The 8,742-nt window shown below is 38.6% G+C and carries 9 protein-coding genes; 1 reads left to right on the top strand and 8 read right to left on the bottom strand.

Annotated elements, in window-relative coordinates:
• Positions 1-37 precede the first annotated feature (37 nt).
• Positions 38-232: a hypothetical protein gene (locus DNK84_RS04755; RefSeq protein ID WP_119344994.1), complete on the top strand. Its 195-nt coding sequence runs from the start codon at positions 38-40 to the stop codon at positions 230-232.
• Here the strand turns inward: DNK84_RS04755 and DNK84_RS04750 are convergent.
• The 8 genes from DNK84_RS04750 to DNK84_RS04715 all read right to left on the bottom strand — a co-directional run bounded on the left by DNK84_RS04750 (position 202) and on the right by DNK84_RS04715 (position 8,257).
• Positions 202-1,479, bottom strand: coding sequence for a sensor histidine kinase (locus DNK84_RS04750; RefSeq protein ID WP_162902227.1), 1,278 nt, complete (start codon positions 1,477-1,479; stop codon positions 202-204). The two genes, DNK84_RS04755 and DNK84_RS04750, sit on opposite strands and share 31 nt — an antisense overlap.
• 115 nt (positions 1,480-1,594) lie before the next feature.
• Positions 1,595-2,743 (bottom strand): type 1 periplasmic-binding domain-containing protein, encoded by a 1,149-nt coding sequence (locus tag DNK84_RS04745; protein WP_119343421.1) that lies wholly within the window; start codon positions 2,741-2,743, stop codon positions 1,595-1,597.
• Positions 2,744-2,745: 2 nt separating this feature from the next.
• Positions 2,746-3,480, bottom strand: coding sequence for an SDR family oxidoreductase (locus tag DNK84_RS04740; protein ID WP_119343420.1), 735 nt, complete (start codon positions 3,478-3,480; stop codon positions 2,746-2,748).
• A complete protein-coding gene (locus DNK84_RS04735) occupies positions 3,473-4,411 on the bottom strand; it encodes a DMT family transporter (protein WP_119343419.1) in 939 nt (312 codons plus the stop codon). Before DNK84_RS04735 ends, DNK84_RS04740 begins: the two co-directional genes overlap by 8 nt.
• A complete protein-coding gene (gene dmpG, locus DNK84_RS04730; protein ID WP_119343418.1) occupies positions 4,404-5,441 on the bottom strand; it encodes a 4-hydroxy-2-oxovalerate aldolase in 1,038 nt (345 codons plus the stop codon). Before dmpG ends, DNK84_RS04735 begins: the two co-directional genes overlap by 8 nt.
• Positions 5,442-6,341 (bottom strand): acetaldehyde dehydrogenase (acetylating), encoded by a 900-nt coding sequence (locus DNK84_RS04725; protein WP_119343417.1) that lies wholly within the window; start codon positions 6,339-6,341, stop codon positions 5,442-5,444. It abuts the gene before it with no gap.
• A gap of 12 nt (positions 6,342-6,353) precedes the next feature.
• On the bottom strand, positions 6,354-7,328 hold the full coding sequence (gene araD1 / locus DNK84_RS04720) for an AraD1 family protein (RefSeq protein ID WP_268876888.1): 975 nt from the start codon (positions 7,326-7,328) through the stop codon (positions 6,354-6,356).
• 278 nt (positions 7,329-7,606) lie between these two features.
• Positions 7,607-8,257, bottom strand: coding sequence for a response regulator transcription factor (locus DNK84_RS04715; protein WP_119343415.1), 651 nt, complete (start codon positions 8,255-8,257; stop codon positions 7,607-7,609).
• Between the last annotated feature and the right edge of the window lie 485 nt (positions 8,258-8,742).

The raw sequence follows: 8,742 nt of genomic DNA, 5'->3' as shown, positions 1-8,742 counted from the left end.
GCAGCTGATTCAGTCCTAACACCAAGGTGATATGCTTATGAAAATTTATCCAGAAAAGCTCAAAAAGCATGGGTTTCCTCAACGCTCAATTGTTCGTAAGGGCATGGATTTTATTAGCAAATCATTGGCGGAGATTGTGATTAATACAAGTAAAATCATGGCATCAATTAAGCTTGTATTTGAGCTAAAGTTAACAAAAATTCAAACAGAAAAACTACTTAGTGTCCTGTAGTGTGCAGCAAAACAAATAAGGTTTTTTGCCCGTGGGATAGAAATGCTCACTTTCGTCCCCACTCCAGGCTTTGAATCAACTGAAATTTGTCCATCAAGGGCTTGTAATTCCTGTTTGGCATAACTGAGCCCAAGTCCGCTACCTTTCTCTTTCTTATGTGAAAATCCAGGAGTAAAAATTTGCTGTAAAACGCCAGCTTCCATCCCACAGCCATTATCTTCAATAGTGATACTGAGGCATTGCTCATCACTCATTAGTTTGACATTAATCTTCCCTGATACACTTAATGCTTCCAACGCGTTATTGAGGATATTCGATAATATGCGACAGAATACTCCAGCATCGATCTGGGCGAATTGAGTATAGGAAGATGGCTCAATCTCCAGCGTAATAAGGATGTCAGCATATTCTAGCCGTTTTTCAATGACGATACCTTCAATGAGTGGGAGTAATAAAATTTGTTTTGGAGTACCAGTACCCTGTGCCTTTTGCTCACCATCCAGATGATAGATTCGCATAATATCATTGGTAATCGCGTGGACTCGATTAATTATATGATTGAGTAACTGTCTCTCCTTCTGTGCAAAATCCTGTGATTTTTCCATAAGAATCTTAAGAACGGCTAATGGAGAGCGTAGATCATGTGCAACTTGCGTAGCAATTTGACCTACGGCGCTATTACGACTTTTTTGTTTTTCTTCGTGTATGAGCACTTTTATCTGAGTTTCAATTTTTTGCAATTCAAGGCATATGGTTTCATCAGGCAGTATTTCTGTTCTATTAATAGCATTGTGGTCATCTGGTTTTTGCAGCAATGCAAGAAGATTAATAAGAGGCTTGATAAACAAACGCTTGGGGATACTATTCGTCAATGGATAAAGCACAAAGATTGTCATTCCAAAAAACACCATAAATAATAGAATTCTGACAATTATTCCAAAGGTAAAATTTCTGTTGCTTAACAAATTGCCATCAAACACCAGATAGCCAAAATGGCGTCCATCCAAGGTGGTAATTGGGATAGCATAAGTCCAGAAAAAAGGAAAAGACCACGCCATTTTATTTACATCGCTAACTCCCTGCAGTGATGGGGCTAGCCAGCGAATGCTCACATCGTTCTCTTTGCCAGCATCAGCTAGGATTTGTGGAATACTTTGGGCATTCTCGATGAGTACTTGACTGATCAACTGCTCACTCAATTGAGCGGATAGAGACTTAATCCGAGTTTGCTCCTCGTGAAGCCCCATTGAGAAATCATATACTGTGAGACTGATAAACAAAAACACGTATAAGATAAAGCAGATAACAATGCGTGAGGCAATGCTTCTCGTTATTTGCTGTGATAAGCTTAAATGCTTCATATTAACGTGATGCATCACACTGATCCAGTGCCGGGATAAAGGCTAGCAACGCTTCTTTGTTTGTATCGAGTTTAAAAACGCTGTAAGTATCTAGGCGATACCAGTTTGGATAGGCATGTCTTGCCCGTTGATAGCTAGCTAGAATGTTTGCTGCCATAGAGCTACTTGGGTGATTATTTGGAAATTGGCGCAAAGCCGCCAATACAGACTCAAGTGCATTATAGGACAAAAAAGCCGCAGGATTATCAGGTATTTCCCGATAGAAATTCCAATATGCTTTTTTGAAACGTGCTAATTTCTCATCTTTCTCTGCTGCCAGTGTTAATGGCGTAAAATGTAACCCATAATAAGGCTTGTCAGCTTTAAGTTTCCCAACCTCCGTATCCTGCCACATGCCCCAATCATCTCCACCTAAAAACACTACGGATTGTTGTAAGTAGTTAGTAATTTTCACCATCAACAACGCACTGCTGTAAGCTGTGTTGGGTAACAAAATCAATCCGCCATGATAGTCAGATAAAAGCTGATGAAGATTAATTGATGCCATATCTGTGCTGATATAGGTTTTGATTACCATAGGATCACTGTGCGCACTATTGTAATATCTGGCAAACTCATTGGCAAAGTTGACACAATTTTTACAGTTGTTTTCAACAATGGCATAGACGTTTTGCTTGGGGTAGTGAGTGCTAATATAGTGATACATTAAGCAAGAAAGAATTTTATCAGGGAAAACAAGGCTGTAATAATTTTTGGGGAGGGCGGATAGTGCGTCTGCCGTTGCAAAACCGGACAATACCAGTACCTTTTTAAACTGTGAGCTAATTAAGAAGAACATATTAGAGTTTCTGGGTCCCAATATAAGATCTGGGTGCCAAGTATTTACTTCTTTGACCGCTTTTAAAATGGCTAATGGATGGCTTCTGTCATAACTAAACACCCTGTAGGATAAAGTATAACCATAGCGCCTAAAATCAGTAGCTGCCAATGCAATTCCTTGTAGATAATGCTCTCCATATTGAGTAGTAATAAAGGGTTGAAAATGGAAATTATCTAGAACTGCCACTTTAATCGTCCGTAAAGCATTCGCAAAAACAATATTGCAGAGAAAAGTAAATGCAATAATAGAAATAAATATTCGCTGGCGCATATTCAGATATCACATTCCATTAACAATTTTGCACGACATTGTAAGGCAATTTCTTTAACCATAACAGCAGGAGATAACTTAAGTAGATAGTCTAACGTGTGCACTATATCATCCACTTGCATTAAATCAGCTTTAGAAACGCTAGTTACATCTTTGGTCATTTCAGTGTCAACGAGATTGGGGCAAATAGCCGTCACATATATTCCATAAGTTGCCAGTTCTTTATGTAAAGCCTCATTGTATCCCATCAAACCAGATTTTGACGCCGCATACCCGCCCAGCGTAGATCTTACAACAATGCCTGAATAGGAGGAAATATTAATAATTCTCCCGGACCTTTGCTCCTTCATTGTGGGAACCGCTGCACTAACCATATTGAAGACGCCCTCTAAATTGACGTGCAGCATTTTTGCAAACTCAGTATGCAGCAGATCTGAAGTCCCCCTTTTGACATAACCTGCACTATTGATCAATATATCAATCCGTTTGTTTTCAGCTACTATTTGCTCCATAGCATTGGTAACGTGACCATAATCACCAACATCTAAACTCACTGCGTGTACCCTGGCATGATCAGCAACCTGTAACAATTCCGTATAGGCGCTCTCTAACCTTTCCTTATTTTGTGAGATAAGCACCACTTTATAGTCTTGGCTAAGCAAATAACGCGCAAGCGCCTTACCAATACCACTGCTGGCACCTGTTACAACGGCAATAGCTCTGCGTGCGTTAGGCATACATTTTTCTCCTTACGTAACTGAATAACTTTTGCTTTAAATTATACACAGGAAGTGTGGCCAACAGTATTCCTGATAAAACCAGTACAAATCCTATTACATGGTAAGTATGGATTTTCTCCCCCAGAAAGCCAATAGCAAGTAAGGAACTAAACACTGGCAATAAATTAAAAAAATAAGCAGCAATAGCAGGTCCCACCGTTCTAACGCCTATGTTCCAAAAGCTAAATGCTAAAATTGAGGCAAAAACTCCCGCATAGAAAATACTGCCTACCGTTTGCCATTGCCAAACTATCGTTAATCTGTGATACCATTCCCATAAAGATAGTGGCAATAGAATTAAAACACCTATAACAGCCGTAATAAACAAAAACAACAGCGGAGGCAGATTGAATGACATTTTTTTGGTAAGAATAGAAAACACCGCCCATGCAATAGCAGCAATAAGAATGAGTAGATCCCCAAGCGTAAACTTCATTTCTAATACTTGGGCAATATGTCCTTGGGTAACCACATAAATTACCCCCAAAAAGGATAGAACAATACCACTTAACTTGCAGGCAGATAGGTGCTCCTTAAGCACGGCAACCGCTAACACCAAAATCAACACAGGCGCACTCGCATTAATTAAACTGGCATTCACCGCCGTGGTTGTTTGAACTCCCCAGTAAACGAATGATGTATATATCACAATACTTAAAATACTCAAGGCAATTAAGTTTGCCACATTATCTTTAATATGTGATTGATATTTTTTGAGCCCAGAAATGCTAATAGGAAAAAGCAGTACAACAACCAATAGCCAGCGGAAAAATGCTAAGGTAAAAGGGGGAATATTTGCATGAATCATGCGACCAACGACAAAATTTCCTCCCCAACACATGGGGGCTAATATTAGCAGAAAATAGGCAAATACTCTACGACTAGGCATGACATTCCTTAAAGTGTGTTGCTTTAATAGCGAGCTCTTGAGCCACCTCTATGATTAAATCTTCCTGTCCGGCGATAACTTTCTTTCTACCCAAGCTAGCAAAAATATCCAACTCACTCACACCAAATGCATCTGCTGCCTGCTTTACGGGCTTAGCAAACCCTGAAAAAACGCCATGCATGCCACTTGCTAAACTAAGTTCACTAATCATGGGATATTGCTTTACAAACGTATTACTTGCATGTTTGACAACTTTAAGCAATTCATTGAAGTCAATGCTCGTTTTATATCCATATTTATACAAAACAGCAACAAGCACTTCTAATGCTGTGTTGCCTGCTCCTGCGCCAAACCCACAAATACAAGCGTCTAACAGGGTAGCTCCTGCTTTTAGTGCCATAATGGAGTTACTAACTGCCATACTAAGATTATTATGCCCATGGAATCCAACTTTAATTTCTAAGTGAGAGACAAGATAAGCGATTCTATCGTATACTTCCTCCGGCAAATATGCACCTGCTGAATCCATAATAATGATTGCCTCAGCGCCATAATCTTGCATTTTCCTTGCCTCATTGAACAAGCTCTCTTTTGATGTCATGTGCGACATCATCAAAACTCCGAAGACTATTTTCTGCGCATTGTGAGCAAATTTTATATATCGCTCAGTTGTATCTGCCTCAGTGCAATGGGAGGCAACTCGTATGACATCAACACCTTCGTCAACGGCTAATTGTAGATCACTTAATCTTCCAAACCCAGGGATGATATGAATACCAAGTTTTGTAGAGCTTAACGACTCTCTTGCAATACTCAGCATAGCTTTATCACTCACTAGACTTTCACCCAACTGCAATGAAGATGCACCAAGTCCATTACCATGTCCTATTTCGATAATATCAACACCTGTTTTATCAATTAATTCGAGATACTTTTTAATCTCATTTAAAGATAGTTGATGTTTTATTGCATGGTTGCCGTCTCTTAAAGTGGGGTCACTAATAATGATTTTTTTTGTTTGAGGTTTCATTTAAGCACTCTTTAGTTGTTTAAAATTGTTGATCTTGTTTTTTGCAATTTCTTCTGCGGCTTGTACGGCTGCAGCAGTAATAATATCCAAATTCCCTGCATAACTTGGCAGATAATCACCTTGTCCCAAAACTTTAACCATTACCATAATTTTATCCTCTTGATACTGCGGCGCGAGTACCAAAGAGTATCCTGGAACGTATTTTTTTACTTGCTCAACCACTTTATTCACCTCATCGGTTATTTTCTTCAAATCGGCTTGGTAAATTTTTGCAAAAATGGTTGTTTTCATTTCAACACATGGTTCAGCCGGGTTAATATTGAGTATGCTCTTTGCGCGGAGGCATCCAGAGAATTCCTTGATTGCTGCCTCTGTCGTATTGATATATTCATCGATATTGATTCTGGTGGCAGAGCCTGCGCTTTTGGCGGCAATACTAGATACAACTTCGATATACTCTATATTTTTATGTGCTTGTAATAACGCATACGCAATTGGCGTAGATGCCTGCCCTCCACACGTGACCATATTAATATTATCCTCATCTACACAATCCTGAATATTTAATACAGGTATACAACTCTTCCCTAATTTAGCAGGAGTTAAGTCAACAACTTGCTTCCCCAAGCCTTTTAACACGCTAGCATGCTCTAAGTGCGCTTGTGCTGAAGTGGCGTCGAAAACCAAATCATAATCCTGCTTATATTTTAGTAAGGCATCTATACCACTGATGTCTGTTCTAATATCTAGTGACTTGGCTATAGCAATACCCTTTGAATCTAGTCGTCGACCAATGAATAAATTACACCTAATCCATGGTGAGCGTTGTAATTTAAGTAAAATGTCGATACCTATATTGCCACTGCCTATAATTACAGCTTTTATTTTTTGATGTTGCATTTACGCCTCCGCTTATAAATATTTTACTTGGATATTTTGTGTTTGAGCTTCTTCAATTATGTTATTAACCAATGAGATATCGAATAAATCAACTTTTATGCTAACCGTATCTCCATCTTGTAAAACAATTTTATCAGCAAAGCTCGTTTGATCAGCTCCTAGAAAAAATACGTGTACTGCTCCAGGTTGCCTGAAGATGTCATATTTTAAAATTTGTTGCTCAATGTTTTGCAGGCTATGGGTCATATTTTTAAAGCCCGTATGAAATGCTTTTTGCCAAATTATTTCCCCAGCCCTTACAATCTTAATCTCACCTGTCACTTCTTCTGGCGGAGGTCCAATATATAATTCAGAACCGATGGAGCATTGTCTTAACTTTGACTGTGCCAGATAATAATGATTCTGTTGTTCCAGCAAATGGTCAGAAAACTCGTTTCCTAAACAAAACCCTAACCTACAAGGATTCCCATGATCATCAATAATATACATTACTGCCAACTCTGCTTCCTCACCTCCACCTAATGCGTAGGCTGGAATGCTTAAGTCTGTATATGAAGGTTTTAATGCGTTACCAAACCCCTTGAAGAACCATTCTGGCATAGCACCAATGTCTTTATTGCTTGGTTTCCCGTTTTCTAAGCCTGAGTGGTATATTTTTTGTGCATCACTTAATTTACCAGTTGAATCCATCATGTTATCGCGCATTAGTGCGCTATTGATGTGAGTCAACCCCGTTCCCGACATAACTATCCAAGGTGTATCCTCTATTGATATAGGTGTCATAATCTCATGGTTGAGTTTAAGAAAATCGGAGACATATGTGCTATTGATAGTCTTAAGTCCATTGATTTCTTCCAGTAGAGTACCACCTTTTGTCAGAGCAAGCTTTGCTAATTGGTAAATACTCTTGTCACTATCCAGCAAATGTACTTGCTGATCTTTCACAATGGCAGTACGCCTCATGCCATCTTGTCGCTTATATTGCATTATACGCATATTTTCTTATCTTATTTGAGTTTATATGCAGAGCATTTTAGCTATTAAGTCTTTGTAGCTAAATTGTGGTTCACCCCATTTTTTTAGTAGTCAACCACTAAATATCCATCAAATCCTTCTCAAGAGCTTGATTATTGGTTATCATGTAGTGCAATCTTTGGAAGTGAATGATCCTATGAACTTAACGTTTTCTGACTTCGACAAACTATCCGCCCAAAACAAACAAGGTACTGTTAGAAACGTTGATACAATCACTACTTCTAACAATGCTAATCTTCGAAGTGGGCGGAAAGATAGTTAGAGCCCGTTTTCTTAACTTTGTAGCCAATTTGTATGCAGTAGATGTAAAGCTCGTTGGCTGAGGGGAGCTCGAGTTTTTTGAAAATGGACTTTCTTTGTTCGGTCACGGTTCTTGGTGACACGCACCTTTGCTGAGCAGTTTCCATTACGTTTTTGTTTTGCAGAATGCAAAGGAAAACTTCTTTTTCTTTGGGGGTTAAGCGCGTTAGTTTTTTGTTGAAAATCTCTAGTTTTTGCACTTTCCTTCTTAAATTTAGACAGGATGAAAATGCTTCATCAATAGTGTTTTTAATAAGGTCAATTTCATAATGTTTTTCTAAAACACTAAACGCTCCCTCGCGCATAAGTCTTACTGCCAATTCAACGGATACCCTCCCTGACCAAAAAATACAAGGAGCATTGATCCCTTGAGCAATTATTTTGTGGAATAGTTTATCTCCATTCGCACCAGGCAACCAAATATCAATAAGAATGCATTCAATATCATGGGGTTTATATTTGTGCAAAAAATCCACCCCTGAATGGTAAGTAATCGTTTGATAACCGTACGTTTGCCATAAAGTTGCCCAATTTTTTGTAAGCTCTTGATTGTCTTCAATTAAGTGAATGATATAGTTCATTTAATATGCTTACCTAATTGTGCAGTATCATTTATGTCAATATCACAGTATTGGCTGCTCAGTTGCGTAAGCTGCTGCAATTGACTTTTGATGTGTTTCACCGCGTCAGTGACAACAGGTTCTTTCGAATTGAGGGCGATAATTGCTAAATTGATGTTCAAGACACTCAATATGTTACTGATTTCATGCTTTAAGTTCATGTGACTAAACTTTCCCGAATTTTGTAAGAATTTGCTATTGGTGAGCTGCAAACCAAAGTTTATCCCTGTATCTTAGGGTTGTATAAAAAGGGTGGTTCACCAATGGATACCTTACAATATTTACTGAATCACTTGCAAGCATTTTTTACCCAGGGCCAGGGTAAACGCATCTACATCCTAGTATTTATCTGGCCTAATGCTGGAATATAGTGCATCTTATCAGTTATAGCAAACTAAGTATCAATTTAAATTATTATGGATAGTATTTTCGTTGAATGTTTTAAG

Source organism: Facilibium subflavum (assembly GCF_003574485.1).
Lineage (GTDB): Bacteria > Pseudomonadota > Gammaproteobacteria > Francisellales > Francisellaceae > Facilibium > Facilibium subflavum.
The sequence above is the reverse complement of the archived record's forward strand: the minus strand, read 5'-3'. Positions and strand labels throughout refer to the sequence as shown.

Coding starts and splice junctions, on each gene's coding strand:
- DNK84_RS04740 (WP_119343420.1), bottom strand. CDS start 3,480: ATGCCTAACGCACGCAGAGCTATTGCCGTTGTAACAGGTGCCAGCAGT.
- dmpG (WP_119343418.1), bottom strand. CDS start 5,441: ATGAAACCTCAAACAAAAAAAATCATTATTAGTGACCCCACTTTAAGA.
- DNK84_RS04735 (WP_119343419.1), bottom strand. CDS start 4,411: ATGCCTAGTCGTAGAGTATTTGCCTATTTTCTGCTAATATTAGCCCCC.
- DNK84_RS04715 (WP_119343415.1), bottom strand. CDS start 8,257: ATGAACTATATCATTCACTTAATTGAAGACAATCAAGAGCTTACAAAA.
- DNK84_RS04725 (WP_119343417.1), bottom strand. CDS start 6,341: ATGCAACATCAAAAAATAAAAGCTGTAATTATAGGCAGTGGCAATATA.
- araD1 (WP_268876888.1), bottom strand. CDS start 7,328: ATGCAATATAAGCGACAAGATGGCATGAGGCGTACTGCCATTGTGAAA.
- DNK84_RS04750 (WP_162902227.1), bottom strand. CDS start 1,479: ATGGGGCTTCACGAGGAGCAAACTCGGATTAAGTCTCTATCCGCTCAA.
- DNK84_RS04755 (WP_119344994.1), top strand. CDS start 38: ATGAAAATTTATCCAGAAAAGCTCAAAAAGCATGGGTTTCCTCAACGC.
- DNK84_RS04745 (WP_119343421.1), bottom strand. CDS start 2,743: ATGCGCCAGCGAATATTTATTTCTATTATTGCATTTACTTTTCTCTGC.